The sequence below is a fragment of the uncultured Pseudoxanthomonas sp. genome, assembly GCF_947498795.1.
Classification (GTDB): Bacteria; Pseudomonadota; Gammaproteobacteria; order Xanthomonadales; family Xanthomonadaceae; genus Pseudoxanthomonas_A.
This window is the reverse complement of the sequence record NZ_CANMLQ010000001.1, coordinates 191723-208512: the sequence shown is the minus strand read 5'-3', so window position 1 is coordinate 208512 and position 16790 is coordinate 191723. Positions and strand designations below refer to the sequence as shown.

The following is a 16790-nucleotide window of genomic DNA, read 5'->3' as shown; positions in this document are numbered from 1 at the left end:
AGGTCTGGGGGAATACATGCTGGAAGTCTTGGGGCGGATCGGCTTTGGCCTGTTCGGTCTGGCGGTGCTGATCGGCATCGTCTGGCTGTTTTCCAACAACCGGAAGGCCATCGACTGGAAGCTGGTCGCCACGGGCGTCACCCTGCAGATCGCCTTCGCCGCGCTGGTGCTGCTGGTGCCCGGCGGACGCGAAGTGTTCGACTGGCTGGGCCATGGGTTCGTGAAGATCCTCGAGTTCGTCAAGGCGGGCTCCGGCTTCATCTTCGGCAGCCTGATGGACACCGAGAAGTTCGGCTTCATCTTCGCCTTCCAGGTACTGCCCACCATCATCTTCTTTGCCGCGCTGATGGGCGTGATGTACCACCTGGGCGTGATGCAGTTCATCGTGCGGATGATGGCGCTGGCCATCACCAAGGTCATGAAGGTCTCCGGCGCGGAAACCACCAGCGTCTGCGCCAGCGTGTTCATCGGCCAGACCGAAGCGCCGCTGACGGTGCGCCCCTATATTCCGAAGATGACCGAGTCCGAGCTGATCACCATGATGATCGGCGGCATGGCCCACATCGCCGGTGGCGTGCTTGCAGCCTACGTGGGCATGCTGGGTGGCGGCGACCCGGAGCAGCAGGCCTTCTATGCCAAGCACCTGCTGGCCGCCTCGATCATGGCCGCTCCCGCCACGCTTGTGGTGGCGAAGCTGCTGATCCCGGAAACCGGCACGCCGCTGACCCGCGGCACCGTGAAGATGGAAGTGGAGAAGACCTCCAGCAACATCATCGACGCCGCTGCCGCGGGCGCCGGCGATGGCCTGAAGCTGGCATTGAACATCGGCGCAATGCTGCTCGCGTTCATCGCCCTGATCGCGCTGATCAATGCGCCGCTGACGTGGCTGGGCGAGATCACCGGCCTGGCCTCCGCGATCGGCAAGCCGACCGACCTGGCGACGATCTTCGGCTACCTGCTGGCGCCCATCGCCTGGGTGATCGGCGTGCCGTGGCAGGACGCGACCACCGTGGGTTCGCTGATCGGCCAGAAGGTGGTGATCAACGAGTTCGTCGCTTACCTGCAGCTGGCCGGCATCGTGAACGGGCAGACGCCCGGCGTGACGCTGACCGATGAGGGCCGCCTGATCGCGACCTATGCGTTGTGCGGTTTCGCCAACTTCAGTTCGATCGCGATCCAGATCGGCGGCATCGGCGGCCTGGCGCCCGAGCGTCGCTCCGACCTGGCACGGTTCGGGCTGCGCGCCGTGCTGGGCGGCACCATCGCGACGCTGATGACGGCCACCATCGCCGGCGTGCTGTCGCACTTCGGCTGACCCGGGAGCGGCGGCCGCCGGCCGCCCCGCCCATCCTGTTTACGTTCCCTTCCCGTGGGCGTGGCGATGCCGCGTTCCGGACCTCAGGTATCGCACCATGAATACGCACCTCCCTGCCGCCCGCGTCGTCGTCGTGGGCTCGTTCAATGTCGATCATGTCTGGCGCTGCGACGCGCTGCCGGCGGCGGGCGCCACCATCGCCGGACGTTATGCCAGTGGGCCCGGGGGCAAGGGCTTCAACCAGGCGGTCGCGGCGGTGCGGGCGGGCGCGGACACCACGTTCGTCTGTGCGCTGGGCGACGACGCCGGGGGGCGGCTGGCGCGTGATCTGGCGGCCGCCGACGGCCTGGCACTGCGCGTCGACGCGAGCGAGGAGCCCACCGGGACCGCCGGCATTTATGTGGATGCGCACGGGCGCAACACCATCGTCATCGGCGCCGGCGCCAACGCGACCCTGTCGGCCGACTTCGCCACGGGGCAGGCGGACGTGCTCGTCGCCGCAGGCGTGATGCTGGCCCAGCTGGAATCGCCCGCGGACACCGTGCTGGCCACGCTGCAGGCCGCCCGCCAGTGCGGTGCCACCACCCTGCTGAACCCCGCACCGGCGAATGCCGCGACGACGACCGAACTGCTTGCGCACGCCGATGTCATCACGCCGAACGAAACCGAATTCGCCGCCCTGCTCGCACGCCACCTGGGCGAACGGATCAGCGCCGACGATGTCGCCACGCTCGATGGGGTCACCCTGCACCAGCACTGTCGTCAGCTGTTCCCCCACGGCACCGTGGTGGTGACGCTGGGCGCCACCGGCGTGTACGTGTCGCATCCCGACGACGCACTGCGCGGCGACGCCCGCCCGCATTACCGCGTCGCGGCGGAGGCGGCCACGGTCGTCGATACGACCGGCGCCGGCGATGCCTTCAACGGCGCACTCGCGGCATCGCTGGCCGAGGCCGCACTGCCCTGCTTTGCCGATCACGTGCGGTTCGCCAACCGCTACGCGGCGCTGTCGACCGAACGTGCTGGTGCCGCGCTGGCGATGCCATTGCGCGCGGACCTGGCGGCGCGCTACGGCGCGTAGTCCTGCCGGTTCTCCCCGGGGACAAACGGCGGATAATGCCGGCATGCAGATCGGTCCCTATCGCATCGACGCCCCCGTGATGCTGGCCCCCATGGCCGGCGTCACCGACAAGCCGTTCCGCCTGCTGTGCAAGCGGTTGGGCGCGGGGCTGGCGGTGTCGGAGATGACCATCAGCGACCCGCGGTTCTGGAACACGAACAAATCGCTGCACCGGATGGACCACGACGGTGAACCCAGCCCGGTCAGCGTGCAGATCGCCGGCACCGAACCCGAGCAGCTCGCCCATGCCGCGCGCCACAATGCCGACCACGGTGCGCAGATCATCGACATCAACATGGGTTGCCCGGCCAAGAAGGTGTGCAATGCCTGGGCCGGCTCGGCGCTGATGCGCGACGAGGCGCTGGTGGGCCGCATCCTGGAAGCCGTCGTGAAGGCGGTCGACGTTCCCGTCACCCTGAAGATCCGCACCGGCTGGGATTGCGACCATCGCAACGGGCCCGTCATCGCGCGCATCGCCGAGGCCAGCGGCATCGCCTCGCTGGCTGTCCACGGCCGCACGCGCGACCAGCACTACACCGGCACCGCCGAGTACGACACCATCGCCGCGATCAAGGCTGCACTGCGCATTCCGGTCGTGGCCAACGGCGACATCGATTCGCCGGAAAAGGCAGCGCACGTGATGGCGACGACGGGGGCCGATGCGGTGATGATCGGCCGCGCTGCGCAGGGCCGTCCCTGGATCTTCCGCGAGGTCGCGCACTACCTGGCCACCGGCGAACGCCTGCCGCCGCCGTCCCTGCAGGAAGTCCGCGACATCCTGCTCGGCCACCTGGAGGCCTTGCATGGCTTCTATGGTGAGCCGCAGGGCGTTCGCATCGCCCGCAAGCATCTGGGCTGGTATGCGAAGGATCGCCCCGAGAACATCGCCTTCCGTGCCGTGGTCAATCGTGCCGAGAGCGCGGACGAGCAGGTACGGCTGACGCGCGACTATTTCGATGCACTCATCGCCGGTGCCGTGCCGGACCTGCCCGCCGCCGCCTGAGGAACCCCGCCATGCCCGAGACGACTGAAAGCCGCACCTATCTCCACGGATTCTCATCGGTGGAGCAGGCCCGCCTGATGAAGCAGGCCCGGCTGCTGGAAAGCACGCTCTTCAACCACATCGACTACACCGGCGCGCGCCGGCTTCTCGAGGTCGGCAGCGGCGTCGGGGCGCAGACCGAAATCCTGCTGCGCCGGTTCCCGGACGTGCACGTCACCTGCGTGGACCTCAACGAGGTGCAGTTGGCGGCGGCGAAGCAGAACCTCGCCACGATGCCCTGGTGCCGCGACCGTTACACGCTGCAGCAGGCCGACGCCAGCCGCCTGCCCTACGGCGCGCGCGAATTCGATGCCGCCTTCCTGTGCTGGATCCTGGAACACGTGCCGAATCCGGCGCGCGTGCTGAGCGAGGTCCGCCGCGTCCTGGCGCCGGGCTCACCGATCTACATCACCGAGGTGATGAACTCCTCGTTCCTGCTGCATCCTTATTCGCCCAACACCTGGCGTTACTGGATGGCGTTCAACGATTTCCAGTACGACAGCAACGGCGACCCGTTCATCGGGGCCAAGCTCGGCAACCTCCTGCTGGCCGGCGGCTATCGCGACGTGGCGACCGAGATCAAGACCGTGCACTTCGACAACCGCGAGCCCGCACGGCGCAAGGACATGATCGCGTTCTGGGAGGAACTGCTGTTGTCGGCGGCGGATTCGCTCGTGGACGCCGGGCGGGTCACCCGCGACATCGTCGACGGCATGCGCCGCGAGATGCACGATGTGCAGAACGATCCTGACGCCGTGTTCTTCTACGCCTTCGTGCAGGCGCGCGCGACGGTGTACTGAGTCAGGGCGCCGACGCAGCGTCCGGCGTCGCAGTCGGCGCAGGCGGGGCAGTGCCAGGGCCCAGCGCGGCACGAACCGGCTCCGCAGACGGGTGCCACGTCCGGTGCCACATCGCGGCCAGCAGGCGGCGCATGCCGTCGCCGCCGGAGACCGGCATCGACCAGGGGTGCTGTACCGGCGCAACCGCCTGCCAGCGCCCGTCGCGCTGCTCGGCCACGGTGAAGCGGAAGTTGTAGTCGGGCTCCATCCCCATGCGCAGGTCGGACAGGACCAGCCGCCCGTCCTGCACCTGCGCGCGCATGAAGCCGCGGTTGAACCAGGCCAGGCGCTGGACCGCCGGCACGCCGGCCGCTTCACGGTAGGCCTGCACGTTGGAGGGGTAGCCGCGGAACTGCAGCGGCCCCTCGTCGACCAGTACCGAGCGCTCGGCCTCGACATAGCCCGACGGCGTCATCGCCACCACGCGCCACAGCAGCGTATTGAAGGGCATCGGCACCGAGAAGTAAGGCGCATCGCCGAGACCCATCGACGCCAGCGTGCGCTCCGCGTCGCGATCCACGTTGGACTTCGCGACCAGCGACCACCCCAGGTAAGCGGTGCTCAGCACCAGGCCGGCCACCAGTACCCGTTGCGCGGCGACCCGCTCGCGCAGGCACCACGCCGCGACGCACGCCACCAGCAGCCAGACCGTATACAGCGGGTCGATGATGAACACGCTGGACCACATCACCGGCGGCGGCGTGAGCGGCCACCACAGTTGTGTGCCGTAGACGGTGAAGGCGTCGAGCAAGGGATGGGTGACCAATGCCAGCTGGATCGCCCAGAACCAACGCGCGGGCGCTGCGGCGACCCGTCCGCGGCCATAGCGTCTGAACAGCCACCAGATCAGCCACCCCACCAGCGGCAACACGAACAGCGAATGGCTGAAGCTGCGGTGCACGGTCATCAGCGTGACCGGGTTGTCGGAGAAGAGGGCGATCGGCAGGCTGTCGAGGTCGGGCAGCGTGCCCAGGGCCGCGCCGGCGAGCAGGGCGGCCCGGCGATGCCCTGCAGGGGCGATGGCGGCGGCGACGGCGCCACCCAGAACGATCTGGCTGAGGGAATCCATGGCGTGATTGTAGGAGCGCGCCACGCCGGCGACCATCACCTCGCCTGCACGGCGACACCGCTCACGCGGCGCGTTGCGAGTCCTGCGGCACCAGCCGCAACCGCGGCGCCACCTCGTGCAGCACCTTGCCGGTATGCGACAGCAGGCACAGCGTGCCGTCGGCCTCCTCGCTCAGCGCGGTGAGGCTTTCGACCCAGTCGCCGTCGTTGGCGTAGAGCAGTCCATCGCGCTGGAGCAGCGAGGCGCGGTGGATGTGGCCACAGACGATGCCATCCAGCCCGCGCCGACGCGCGTCGTCGAGTCCCGCCTGCACGAAACGGGCGATGTAGCGTTCGGCGGCGTCGCTCTGCCGCTTCAGGTATTCCGCCAGCGACCAGTAGCGCAGGCCGAAGCGGCGGCGCAACTGGTTGGTCAACCGGTTGCCGGTGAGGATGCGGTAGTACAGCCAGTCGCCGAACTTTTCCTGCAGGCCGCCGAAGTGGGTGACGCCGTCATAGTCGTCGCCGTGCGTGACCAGCAGCCTGCGCCCATCGAGCGTGGTGTGGATCGCGCGGCGCCGCACCTGCATGGCAGGCAGCATCAGGCCACAGAATCGGCGGATCGGCCTGTCGTGGTTGCCGGGCACGTAGACGAGTTCGGTCCCGTTGCGTGCCAGCGCGTGCAGCGCCTCAACCACGCGGTTATGGGCCGCATCCCAGGACGCGCGGCGCTGTGCCATCCACCACAGGTCGACGATGTCGCCGACCAGATAAAGGCGCCGGCAACGCAATCCTGCGAGGAAATCGGCGAACTCCGCCGCGTGGCAGTGCTTGGAGCCGAGATGCACGTCGGAGACGAAGACCGCGCGCCGCATCGCAGGTGGCGCGGCCCGCGGAATCATGCGGCCGTTTCCATCGGACGCCACGCCTCGCCCAGATAGCGATCGCGCTTCTTCGGCCGGATGCGGTGCAGGTCCACCTCGATCAGGCCATCGATCGAATCGCTGAAGTCCGGGTCCACCCCGAAAGCCAGGAAACGCGCACCACCCGGCTCGCACAGCTCGGTGTACTGCTTGTAGAGCATCGGAATGGTCGCGCCCAGCGTGTCGAGGTTGGTCTTCAGCACACGGTAGGCTGTATCGGCGTCCAGCGCGTCGAAACGCGGCGGCGTGGCGGTATAGCGGAACGGATGGCGCGATCGCGCCTCGCCGTTCGCATCGCCGTAGTAGTGCGCGTAGTACGCCACGATCTGTTCGCGCGCGTGCAGCGGCAGGGCGGCGCTCATCGACACCGCACCGAACAGGTAGCGCACGCGCGGATGCCGGCGCAGGTAGGCGCCAATGCCCTGCCACAGGTAGTCGATGCTGCGGCTGCCCCAGTAGTCGGGCACCACGAAGCTGCGGCCCAGCTCCATGCCAGAGGCCAGGCGTGGCAGCGCGTCGTCGGCGTAGTCGAACAGCGTGGCGGTATAGAGGCCCTTCAGTCCCTGCGCCGCCAGCACGGGCGCGCCGCGCGCGATCCGGTAGGCACCGGCGATCTTCCTGTGGGCGGCATCCCACAGCACGATGTGTTCGTACCAGGTGTCGAACGCATCCACGTCCAGGCGCTTGCCGGTGCCCTCGCCCACCGCGCGGAACGTCAGTTCGCGAAGCCGGCCGATCTCGCGCAGCAGCGGCGAGCCACCGGCCAGCCGGCCGACGCAGATGCGCTTTCCGTCCGTCGTCTGCCCCAGCACGTCGAGGGTGGCGATGCAGGCCTCAAGCGTGTCCGGCGCCAGGGCATCGAGCAGCGGCTCCGGCGCATCGCGGCCCTCGTTCGTTCCGGGCCGCGTCCGCCGGCCGAGCGCGTAGAGTGCACTACGCACGCGCGCGATCGCCACGGCTGCATCGCCGTCCGTATCGATCCGCATCAGCTGGCCGACATGCAGCTGCAGGCGCCGCTGGCTGCGGCGGAACATCTCGTGCGCCAGCAACGCCGTACCCGCCGGCTTGAACAGCGCAGAGGCCCCATAGAAGAGCGGCGAGTTGCGTGCCTGCACACGGATCGGCAGCACCGGCGCACCGGTCGCACGCGCGAAGCGCAGGAAGCCGCGGCGCCAGCGGGTGTCGCGCACGCCGCGCGGGCCCAGGCGCGACACCTCACCGGCCGGAAAGACGATGACGCATTGTTCGGCCGCCAGCGCCTGCTCCACGGCGCGCACGCTCTCGCCACTGGGCTTCCCGCCGAGAATCCGCACCGGCAGCAGCAGACCGGCGATGGGGGCGATGCCGGACAGGACATCGTTCGCCACGATCTTCACGTCACGGCGCACGCGACCGACGAGTTGCAGCAGCGCCAGCGCATCCAGCGCGCCGGAAGGATGGTTGGCCACGATCAGCAGCCGTCCCTGCGCCGGGATGCGCTGCTCGCCGGCCGCATCCACTGTCGGGCGCAGGTTGAGGTGATCGATCGCGGCATCGATGAAGTCGAGCCCTTGCAGGTGGCCGTGGTCCGCAAGGAATGCATAGGCCTGGTCGAGCTTCGACCAGCGCCCGAGTGTGCGCAGCAGCGGCTGGGTCAGCCGGGCGCGGCGACCGCGGAACCAGTGGGGATAGCGTTCGGCGATCTGGCGTTCCAGCGGATGCATGGCGGGACCGGCGGCGGGGTTTCGCCGCGCAGCCTGCACCTGGCCTGCGACAGTGCGGTTGCGGTTTTCTGGCAATCCGGTGACAGGTGCGCTTGATGCCCGCTTAACCCCGGCGGACCCTGAACGGCGCAGAATGCACGCACCGCCCCCGGCGTGTATCATGCGCGCCCATCTTTTCATCCGAATCAAAGGATATAAGCCTGATGTCCAGCTACCTGTTCACCTCCGAATCGGTCTCCGAAGGCCATCCGGACAAGATCGCAGACCAGATTTCCGACGCCGTGCTGGACGCCATCCTGGCCCAGGACAAGCGCGCGCGCGTGGCCTGCGAGACGCTGGTGAAGACGGGCGCCGCCATCGTGGCCGGCGAAGTCACCACCAGCGCGTGGGTCGACATCGAGTCGCTGGCGCGCAAGGTCATCAATGACATCGGCTACGACAATTCTGACGTCGGCTTCGACGGCCACACCTGCGCCATCATCAACATGCTCGGCAAGCAGTCGCCCGACATCAACCAGGGCGTCGACCGCAAGAAGCCGGAAGAACAGGGTGCGGGCGACCAGGGCCTGATGTTCGGCTACGCCTGCAACGAGGCGCCGGAATTCATGCCCGCCCCGCTGTACTACAGCCACCGCCTGGTGGAACAGCAGGCCAAGGTGCGCAAGAAGGGCAAGCTGAAGTGGCTGCGCCCCGACGCCAAGTCGCAGGTCACCCTGCGCTACGACGGCAACACCGTCCTGGGCCTGGACGCCGTGGTGCTGTCGACCCAGCACGACCCGGACATCAAGCAGAAGGACCTGATCGAGGCCGTGCGCGCCGAGATCCTGGTGCCCGTGCTGCCAAAGAAGTGGCTGGACGCGCTGCCGAAGAACAAGGTGCACATCAACCCGACCGGCAAGTTCGTCATCGGTGGCCCGGTGGGCGACTGCGGCCTGACCGGCCGCAAGATCATAGTCGACAGCTACGGCGGCATGGCCCGCCATGGCGGCGGCGCGTTCTCGGGCAAGGATCCGTCGAAGGTCGACCGCTCGGCGGCCTACGCCGCGCGCTACGTGGCCAAGAACATCGTGGCCGCCGGCCTGGCCGACAAGTGCGAAGTGCAGGTCTCCTACGCCATCGGCGTGGCCGAGCCGACCTCGATCTCGGTCACCACCTTCGGCACCGGCAAGGTCGGCGACGACGTGATCGAGAAGCTGATCCGCAAGCACTTCGACCTGCGCCCGTACGGCATCACCCGGATGCTCGACCTCGAGCACCCGATCTACCAGCCGACCGCCAGCTACGGCCACTTCGGTCGCAAGCCGCGCGAGATCAGCTACGTGGACGCCGCCGGCAAGAAGCACACCGCGACCGCCTTCTCGTGGGAGAAGACCGACCGCGCCGAAGCGCTGCGCAAGGACGCCAAGCTGAAGTGACGACCCGGCGCGCCTGCGTTCGCAGGCGCCTTTGCCGGGCCGTCATCCCTGCTAACACAGGGATCCAGCGCCTCCGCCTCGAAGAACGGGCCGCGAAAGCGGCCCGTTCTTTCTTTCACCAGGCGTGAAGCGGAGCAAGCTCCGCTCTACGACACGGGTGACCATCACAGGGCGTGTCGGGATCGGTTAGCCTGCGCGCCTCACCCCCAGGAGGCGCGCCATGGAATCGCTCAAAAGCCACCAGCTCACCATGACGGTGCTGATGACGCCGGACATGGCCAACTTCTCCGGCAAGGTCCACGGCGGCGCGATCCTCAAGCTGCTCGACCAGGTGGCGTACGCGTGTGGCAGCCGCTACGCCGGCAAGTACGTGGTCACCCTGTCGGTGGACCAGGTGATGTTCCGCCAGGCCATCAACGTGGGCGAACTGGTGACGTTCCTCGCTTCGGTCAACCACACCGGTACGTCGTCGATGGAAATCGGCATCAAGGTCGTCGCCGAGGACATCCGCAAACAGAGCGTGCGCCACGCCAACAGCTGCTTTTTCACGATGGTGGCGGTGGACGACGACGGCCGGACCACCCCGGTCCCGCCACTGGCGCCGTCCACGCCGGACGAGATCCGCCGCTTCGCCGCCGCGCGCCTGCGCCGCCAGTTGCGCGAGGAAATGGAACGCCGGCACGCCGAACTGGGCAGCCGGGCCATCGAAACCGCCTGACCGGCGGCCGCCGGCAGGGCGCGCCGGCTACAATACGTGCATGTCCCTGATGCAATTCCAGCGGGTCGACTTCAGCGTCGGCGGGCCGCTTCTCCTCGAACACGTCGACCTGTCCATCGAACCCGGCGAGCGCGTCTGCATCGTCGGCCGCAACGGCATGGGCAAATCCACCCTGATGCGCCTGATGGCCGGCGAGCTGAAGCCGGACGACGGCGAGATCCGCGTACAGAACGGCGTGGTGGTCGCGCGCATGGCGCAGGAAGTGCCGCAGGATACGCAGGGCACCGTGTTCGACGTGGTCGCCGAGGGCCTGGGCGACCTGGGCCAGCTGCTGGCGCGCTACCACCATGCACTCCACGACGGCGACATGGAGGCGATGGGTGAAGCCCAGGCGTTGATCGAGGCGCGCAATGGCTGGGACCTGGACTTGCGCGTGCAGCAGGTGCTGACACGGCTGGAGCTGCCGGAGGAGACCGACTTCGCGGCGCTCTCCGGTGGCATGAAGCGCCGCGTGCTGCTGGCGCAGGCCCTGGTCCGCAACCCCGACATCCTGCTGCTGGACGAACCCACCAACCACCTCGACATCGAGGCGATCGCCTGGCTGGAAGGCTTCCTGAAGTCCTTCGGTGGCAGCATCGTCTTCGTTACCCACGACCGCAGCTTCCTGCGCTCGCTGGCCACCCGCATCCTCGAAATCGACCGCGGCCAGCTGACCAGTTGGCCGGGTGACTACGACAACTACCTGCGCCGCCGCGAAGAACGCCTGCACGCCGAGGCGCAGGAGAACGCGCGCTTCGACAAGCTGCTGGCGCAGGAAGAGGTCTGGATCCGACAGGGCATCAAGGCCCGCCGCACGCGCAACGAAGGCCGCGTCACCGCACTGAAGGCGATGCGCCGCGAGCGCGCCCAGCGCCGCGAGCTGTCCGGCAACGTGAGGATGGAGGCCGCGGCGGCGCAGTCGTCGGGCAAGAAGGTCATCGAGGCCAAGCACATCACCCAGGCCTACGACGGTCGCGTGCTGCTGGACGACGTGTCCGCGACGATCATGCGCGGCGACCGCGTGGGCATCATCGGCCCCAACGGCGCGGGCAAGTCGACCCTGTTGAAGATCCTGCTGGGCGAACTCGCGCCGCAGCAGGGCGAAGTGAAGCTGGGCACCGGCCTGCAGATCGCGTACTTCGACCAGCACCGCAGCCAGCTGGACGACTCCCGCACGACGCTGGAGAACGTCGCCGAGGGCAGCGACTTCGTCGAGATCAATGGCAGTCGCAAGCACGTCATCGGGTACCTGCAGGATTTCCTGTTTTCGCCCGAACGCGCGCGTGCGCCGATCACCCGCCTGTCCGGCGGTGAGCGCAACCGGCTGCTGCTGGCCAAGCTGTTCGCGCAGCCATCCAACCTGCTGGTGATGGACGAACCGACAAACGACCTGGACGTCGAGACGCTGGAGCTGCTGGAAGAACTGTTGCTCGACTACAAAGGCACGCTGCTGCTGGTCAGCCACGATCGCGACTTCCTCGACAACGTGGTCACCAGCACCCTGGTGCTGGAGGGCGAAGGACGACTGGGGGATTACGTCGGCGGTTACTCGGACTGGTTGCGCCAGCGCCGCGTGCCCGGCGCGACCGCCACGACATCCTCACCGGTCAAACCCGCGCTGTCGAAACAGCCCGAACCGGTGGCCGCCACCAAGCGCAAGCTGAGCTTCAAGGAAGCGCGCGAGCTGGAACAGCTGCCGGCGCGCATCGAAGCCCTGGAAACCGACATCGCCGCACGTACGGCCGCGATGAACGATGCGGCCTACTACCAGCAAGCGCCGGCCGACCTGCAGCGCGCAAACGATGAACTTGCCGCCCGACAGGCGGAACTGGACCATGCGTACCAGCGATGGTCGGAGCTGGATGGCTGAAGCGCCGTGATGCCGATGTGGGAGCGACGTGAGTCGCGATGGCACGCCAGTAACGCCTCATCGCGACTCACGTCGCTCCCACGCCACAGATCTCGCGCTCACCCGGTGTTCTGCACGCCCTGCGACACGCCGTTGATGCTGGCGACGAGCGCATGCAGCAGTGCATCGTCTTCGCGGTCGCTGGCGCGCCAGCGCTTCAGCAGATCGGCCTGCATCACGCTGATGGGGTCGATGTAGGGGTTGCGCAGCCGGATCGACAGCGCCAATCGCTGGTCGTGCTGCAGCAGCCAGTCGTTGCCATTGAGCGCCAGCACCCAGCGCAGGACGGCGGCATGCTCCTGCTGCACCTTCGGGAAGAACTCTTCATGCAGGTCGCCGGCCATCTTCGAGTACATCTCGGCGATGCTCAGGTCGCCTTTGGCGAGCACCATCGACACGTCGTCAAGGAAGGTCTTGAAGAAGGGCCAGTCGCGCGCCATTTCGCGCAGTGCCTCTTCACCATACGCAACGACCGCCGCCTGCAGGCCGGTCCCCACGCCGTACCACCCGGGGATCACGGCACGCGCCTGGCTCCACGCGAACACCCAGGGAATCGCACGCAGGTTGCTGAGCGCGGCATCCTGTCCGAGCCGTCGCGATGGACGCGAGCCCAGCGTCATACGCTCGATCACGTCGATCGGCGTGGCGCTGCGGAAATAGTCCATGAAACGCGGCGCCTGCACGAAGGCGCGATAGGCCTGCGAACTCTCGCGCGCGACGAGCGCCATGATCTCGCGCCAGCGTGTCTCGCGCGGCTCGGGGGGACGCGGCCGCAGGCTGGACAGCAGCACCGCACCCACCGACTGCTCCAGCGAGCGCAACGCAAGCGCGCGGATGCCGTACTTGCGATGGATCACCTCGCCCTGCTCGGTCACGCGCAGGCGGCCGTCCACACTGCCGCGCGGCGCGGCTTCCAGCGCCCGCGTGGTCTTGCCGCCGCCACGGATGATCGAGCCGCCGCGGCCATGGAAGAACGTCAGCCGGATACCCAGCTCCTGCGCCGCGTCGACCAGGTCCACCTGCGCGCGCTGCAGGCCCCAGCGCGAGGCGGCGATGCCGCCGTCCTTGCCGCTGTCGGAATACCCCAGCATCACCATTTGCACGTTGCCGCGCGCGGCCAGGTGGGCGCGGTAGACCGGATCGGCCAGCAGGTCGCGCAGGACGTCGGTACCGTGGCCGAGGTCGTCGATGGTTTCGAACAGCGGCGCGATATCCAGCGGCACCTGGCCTGCGTCGTCGACCAGCCCACCCCGGCGCGCCAGCGCGAGCACGGTCAGTACGTCGGCGCGGCTGTGCGCCATGCTGATGATGTAGGTCCCCAGGGCATCCGTGCCGTGGCGCGCACGCGCATCGGCGAGGGCCGCGAACACCGCATCCAGGCGCTCGTTGCCTTCCTGGTCGGACGCCGGCAGCACCGCATCGCCGCTGGCGTACGGACCCAGCAACGCAGCGCGTTCGACCGCATCGCGCTGTTCCCAGTCACCGTCGCCCAGCGCGGCCGCCACCGCGCGTGCGTGCACGCTGGATTCCTGCCGTACGTCGAGCCGCGCGAGGTGGAAACCGAACGTGCGCACCCGCCACGCCAGCCTGCGCACCGCGAACCAGCCGGCATGGATGCCGCGGTGGGCTTCCAGGCTGTGCAGGATGAGATCGACGTCCTGCGCGAGTTCGTCTGGCGACGCATAGCCTTCGGGGCGATCTTCCAGCGTGGCCTGCAAGCGGGCGCGCATCAGGTCGTTGAGCAGCCGGTACGGCTGGTCGCCATGGCGGGGTCGCGACTTCTTCGCAGCCTCTGGCATCAGGGCGCGGTAGTGATCGAGGCGTGCGACGACATCGTCCGACACCCCGATGATCGAACTCGACTGGCTGAGCAGCGTCGTGAGCTGGCGCAGTTCCTTGAGGTAGCGCGTGAGGATGGCGCGTCGCTGCGTGTCCAGGGTTGCGGTAACCGTGTGTGCGTCGACATTCGGATTGCCGTCCATGTCGCCGCCGACCCAAGTACCGAAGCGCAGCACACGGGGAAGCCGGGCGGTCACCTCGGGTGCGACGCCGTAGACCTCGGTGATCGCGCTTTCCAGCGTTTCGTACAGTACGGGGATGACGCGATAGAGCACCTCGATCAGGTAGAAGCCGACATGCTCGCGCTCGTCCTCCACGCCAGGACGCACCGGCGACGAATCGGCCGTCTGCCACGCCGACGTCAGCGCCATGCGGAAGCGCGCGGTGTCGGTGGCCAGTTCGCCGGGCGTACGCGTGCCGTCCAGGCCGTTGATCAGGCTGGCGACCATCAGCTGCTCCTTCTCGAGCAGCGCGCGGCGCACGGCCTCGGTCGGGTGCGCGGTGAAGACGGGCTCCACGTCGATGCGCGGAAGCCACTCCGCTAGTTCCGCCAGGCTCACGCCCTGCGCTTTCAGTTTGGCCAGCGTGTCGTGCAGGCCGTCGGGCTGCGGACGGGCACTGCCGGCGCGCTGGTAGTCCCGGCGCCGGCGAATGCGGTGCACGCGCTCGGCGATGTTCACGACCTGGAAATACGTGCTGAACGCGCGGATCAGGGACTCCGCCTGTTCGGGCGCCTGACCCTCCAGCAGTCCAGCCAGGATCTGGGGCGGCTCCCCGCCCTGGCGGCGCGCGATCGCCGTGGTGCGCACCCGCTCCACGCCTGCCAGAAACTCCGGAGAAACCTGCTCGGCCAGCATGTCACCGACCAGCGTGCCGAGCCGGCGCACGTCTTCACGCAGGGGAACATCGGGTGGGGCGAATTCGAGACTGCGGGGGCTGTTCATGCGGGGGCGTGGATCCCGTCGTTCGGTTTGGTCTGGATTGGTATTGTTCGGACAGACAACTGGTCTGCTGCAGGGCAGCATGCCTGAGCCTACCCGATCAGGCGTGAGCCGTGCGCCATCGTTTCATCCGGAACAAGCGATATAATGGCGACCCTTCGCCGAGGGGCGCTGCGACCGTGACATGTGCGGATCCTTCCGCAAGAGCCTGCACATCCTGTGCGGACTCTCCACATAGTCCGGCCAGGCTCGGTGGAATGAACCTGCAACGGCGCCCGGATACCCTGCGACCCTGATCGCACAGACCGGAGCAAGAGCCATGAACGCAGTACGCAAGTTTTCCACCGAAGGCGATTACAAGGTCGCCGACATCTCCCTGGCCGACTGGGGCCGCAAGGAACTGGACATCGCCGAGCACGAGATGCCCGGCCTGATGTCGATCCGCCGCAAGCACGCCGCCACCAAGCCGCTGAAGGGCGTGCGCGTGACCGGCTCGCTGCACATGACCATCCAGACCGCCGTGCTGATCGAGACGCTGAAGGACATCGGCGCCGACGTGCGCTGGGCCTCGTGCAACATCTTCTCGACGCAGGACCACGCCGCCGCCGCGATCGCCGCGAGCGGCACGCCGGTGTTCGCCTGGAAAGGCGAGACGCTGGAAGAGTACTGGGACTGCACGCTCGACGCGCTGACCTTCACCCTGCCCGACGGCACCCTGACGGGCCCGGAGCTGGTGGTGGACGACGGTGGCGACGTCACGCTGCTGATCCACAAGGGCTATGAGCTGGAGCAGGGCGACACGACGTGGGTCAACAGTGCGTCGGGCAGCCATGAGGAGCAGGTGATCAAGGACCTGCTGAAGCGCGTCGCCAAGGAGCGTCCCGGCTACTGGACCCGCGTGGTCAAGGACTGGAAGGGCGTCTCCGAAGAGACCACCACCGGCGTGCATCGCCTGTACCAGATCGCCGAGCAGGGCAAGCTGCTGGTGCCCGCGATCAACGTCAACGACTCGGTTACCAAGTCGAAGTTCGACAACCTGTACGGCTGCCGCGAGTCGCTGGCCGACGGCCTGAAGCGCGCGATGGACGTGATGCTGGCCGGCAAGGTCGCCGTGGTCTGCGGCTACGGCGACGTCGGCAAGGGCTCGGCGCACTCGCTGCGCGCGTATGGCGCCCGCGTCATCGTCACCGAGATCGACCCGATCTGCGCGCTGCAGGCGGCGATGGAAGGCTTCGAGGTCAACACCGTCGAGGACAGCCTGGGCCAGGCCGACATCTACGTCACCACGACCGGCAACAAGGACATCATCACCCTCGAGCACATGAAGGCGATGAAGGACCAGGCCATCGTCTGCAACATCGGCCACTTCGACAACGAGATCCAGGTGGATGCGCTGTACGCCTCGGACGCCAAGCGCATCAACATCAAGCCGCAGGTCGACAAGTTCGTGTTCCCGAACGGCAATGCGATCTTCCTGCTGGCCGAAGGCCGCCTGGTGAACCTGGGCTGCGCCACCGGCCACCCGAGCTTCGTCATGTCGAACTCCTTCGCCAACCAGACGCTGGCGCAGATCGACCTGTGGGCGAACAAGGACGTGTACGAGAAGACCGTCTACCGCCTGCCGAAGCAGCTCGACGAGGAAGTCGCGCGCCTGCACCTGGAGAAGATCGGCGTGAAGCTGACGACCCTCACCAAGGACCAGGCCGACTACCTCGGCGTGGCGGTCGAAGGCCCGTACAAGCCGGATCACTACCGCTACTGATCACCGCGTCATCACTGCGATGAAAGAACGGGCGCCCCAGGGCGCCCGTTCTGCATTCCGTGCAGCGAGGGTCCGGCGCGCGCCCTCGTTCACAACCATTTCCATACCGCCGGGCGCTTGCCTCGCTCCGGCGATCATCGCAAGCTTGGCCGCCGTACATCGCCCCAGCCGGTACCCG

Annotated in this window: 12 protein-coding genes and 1 riboswitch; of the genes, 8 read left to right on the top strand and 4 right to left on the bottom strand. The window is 67.8% G+C overall.

What is annotated here, in order from left to right:
* Window positions 1-16: 16 nt before the first annotated feature.
* From Q0907_RS00955 to Q0907_RS00940, 4 genes are all read left to right on the top strand, one after another.
* A complete protein-coding gene (locus tag Q0907_RS00955; protein WP_296279841.1) occupies window positions 17-1315 on the top strand; it encodes a nucleoside transporter C-terminal domain-containing protein in 1299 nt (432 codons plus the stop codon).
* A 97-nt stretch (window positions 1316-1412) separates the two neighbouring features.
* A complete protein-coding gene (locus Q0907_RS00950) occupies window positions 1413-2396 on the top strand; it encodes a ribokinase (protein ID WP_299340603.1) in 984 nt (327 codons plus the stop codon).
* A gap of 43 nt (window positions 2397-2439) precedes the next feature.
* Complete coding sequence (dusB, locus tag Q0907_RS00945) at window positions 2440-3438, top strand: tRNA dihydrouridine synthase DusB (protein ID WP_299340600.1); 999 nt, start codon at window positions 2440-2442, stop codon at window positions 3436-3438.
* Window positions 3439-3449: 11 nt separating this feature from the next.
* Window positions 3450-4277, top strand: a complete 828-nt coding sequence (locus Q0907_RS00940) for a class I SAM-dependent methyltransferase (RefSeq protein WP_299340597.1) — start codon at window positions 3450-3452, stop codon at window positions 4275-4277.
* Between the two features lies 1 nt (window position 4278).
* Here Q0907_RS00940 and Q0907_RS00935 read toward each other — a convergent pair whose 3' ends face one another.
* The 3 genes from Q0907_RS00935 to Q0907_RS00925 form a co-directional block, all read right to left on the bottom strand.
* The gene (locus Q0907_RS00935) at window positions 4279-5385 is read right to left on the bottom strand and encodes a metal-dependent hydrolase (RefSeq protein ID WP_299340594.1); all 1107 of its coding nucleotides are present in this window, start codon (window positions 5383-5385) and stop codon (window positions 4279-4281) included.
* Window positions 5386-5446: 61 nt separating this feature from the next.
* Window positions 5447-6265: a UDP-2,3-diacylglucosamine diphosphatase gene (locus Q0907_RS00930; RefSeq protein ID WP_296279678.1), complete on the bottom strand. Its 819-nt coding sequence runs from the start codon at window positions 6263-6265 to the stop codon at window positions 5447-5449.
* Window positions 6262-7989: a GNAT family N-acyltransferase gene (locus Q0907_RS00925; protein ID WP_299340591.1), complete on the bottom strand. Its 1728-nt coding sequence runs from the start codon at window positions 7987-7989 to the stop codon at window positions 6262-6264. Before Q0907_RS00925 ends, Q0907_RS00930 begins: the two co-directional genes overlap by 4 nt.
* A 203-nt stretch (window positions 7990-8192) precedes the next feature.
* On the opposite strand from Q0907_RS00925, the gene metK reads away from it, so the two are divergent.
* The 3 genes from metK (at window position 8193) to Q0907_RS00910 (ending at window position 12031) form a co-directional block, all read left to right on the top strand.
* Window positions 8193-9404, top strand: coding sequence for a methionine adenosyltransferase (gene metK / locus Q0907_RS00920; protein WP_296279675.1), 1212 nt, complete (start codon window positions 8193-8195; stop codon window positions 9402-9404).
* Between the two features lie 220 nt (window positions 9405-9624).
* Window positions 9625-10122 carry an acyl-CoA thioesterase gene (locus tag Q0907_RS00915; RefSeq protein ID WP_299340588.1) on the top strand — a complete coding sequence of 166 codons (498 nt, stop codon included), beginning with the start codon at window positions 9625-9627 and terminating at the stop codon, window positions 10120-10122.
* A gap of 40 nt (window positions 10123-10162) precedes the next feature.
* Window positions 10163-12031 carry an ATP-binding cassette domain-containing protein gene (locus Q0907_RS00910; protein ID WP_299340585.1) on the top strand — a complete coding sequence of 623 codons (1869 nt, stop codon included), beginning with the start codon at window positions 10163-10165 and terminating at the stop codon, window positions 12029-12031.
* Between the two features lie 98 nt (window positions 12032-12129).
* On the opposite strand, the gene ppc is transcribed toward Q0907_RS00910, so the two are convergent.
* On the bottom strand, window positions 12130-14853 hold the full coding sequence (ppc, locus tag Q0907_RS00905) for a phosphoenolpyruvate carboxylase (protein ID WP_299340581.1): 2724 nt from the start codon (window positions 14851-14853) through the stop codon (window positions 12130-12132).
* Between the two features lie 154 nt (window positions 14854-15007).
* Window positions 15008-15134: riboswitch (S-adenosyl-L-homocysteine riboswitch) on the top strand.
* A gap of 35 nt (window positions 15135-15169) precedes the next feature.
* Here ppc and ahcY point away from each other — a divergent pair.
* Window positions 15170-16612 carry an adenosylhomocysteinase gene (ahcY, locus tag Q0907_RS00900; protein WP_296279666.1) on the top strand — a complete coding sequence of 481 codons (1443 nt, stop codon included), beginning with the start codon at window positions 15170-15172 and terminating at the stop codon, window positions 16610-16612.
* Window positions 16613-16790: the final 178 nt, after the last annotated feature.

Bases quoted from the DNA above. Each gene is read 5' to 3' on its own strand.
- metK (WP_296279675.1), top strand. From the start codon at position 8,193: ATGTCCAGCTACCTGTTCACCTCCGAATCGGTCTCCGAAGGCCATCCG.
- ahcY (WP_296279666.1), top strand. From the start codon at position 15,170: ATGAACGCAGTACGCAAGTTTTCCACCGAAGGCGATTACAAGGTCGCC.
- Q0907_RS00930 (WP_296279678.1), bottom strand. From the start codon at position 6,265: ATGATTCCGCGGGCCGCGCCACCTGCGATGCGGCGCGCGGTCTTCGTC.
- Q0907_RS00925 (WP_299340591.1), bottom strand. From the start codon at position 7,989: ATGCATCCGCTGGAACGCCAGATCGCCGAACGCTATCCCCACTGGTTC.
- Q0907_RS00940 (WP_299340597.1), top strand. From the start codon at position 3,450: ATGCCCGAGACGACTGAAAGCCGCACCTATCTCCACGGATTCTCATCG.
- Q0907_RS00935 (WP_299340594.1), bottom strand. From the start codon at position 5,385: ATGGATTCCCTCAGCCAGATCGTTCTGGGTGGCGCCGTCGCCGCCGCC.
- Q0907_RS00950 (WP_299340603.1), top strand. From the start codon at position 1,413: ATGAATACGCACCTCCCTGCCGCCCGCGTCGTCGTCGTGGGCTCGTTC.
- ppc (WP_299340581.1), bottom strand. From the start codon at position 14,853: ATGAACAGCCCCCGCAGTCTCGAATTCGCCCCACCCGATGTTCCCCTG.
- Q0907_RS00955 (WP_296279841.1), top strand. From the start codon at position 17: ATGCTGGAAGTCTTGGGGCGGATCGGCTTTGGCCTGTTCGGTCTGGCG.
- dusB (WP_299340600.1), top strand. From the start codon at position 2,440: ATGCAGATCGGTCCCTATCGCATCGACGCCCCCGTGATGCTGGCCCCC.
- Q0907_RS00910 (WP_299340585.1), top strand. From the start codon at position 10,163: ATGTCCCTGATGCAATTCCAGCGGGTCGACTTCAGCGTCGGCGGGCCG.
- Q0907_RS00915 (WP_299340588.1), top strand. From the start codon at position 9,625: ATGGAATCGCTCAAAAGCCACCAGCTCACCATGACGGTGCTGATGACG.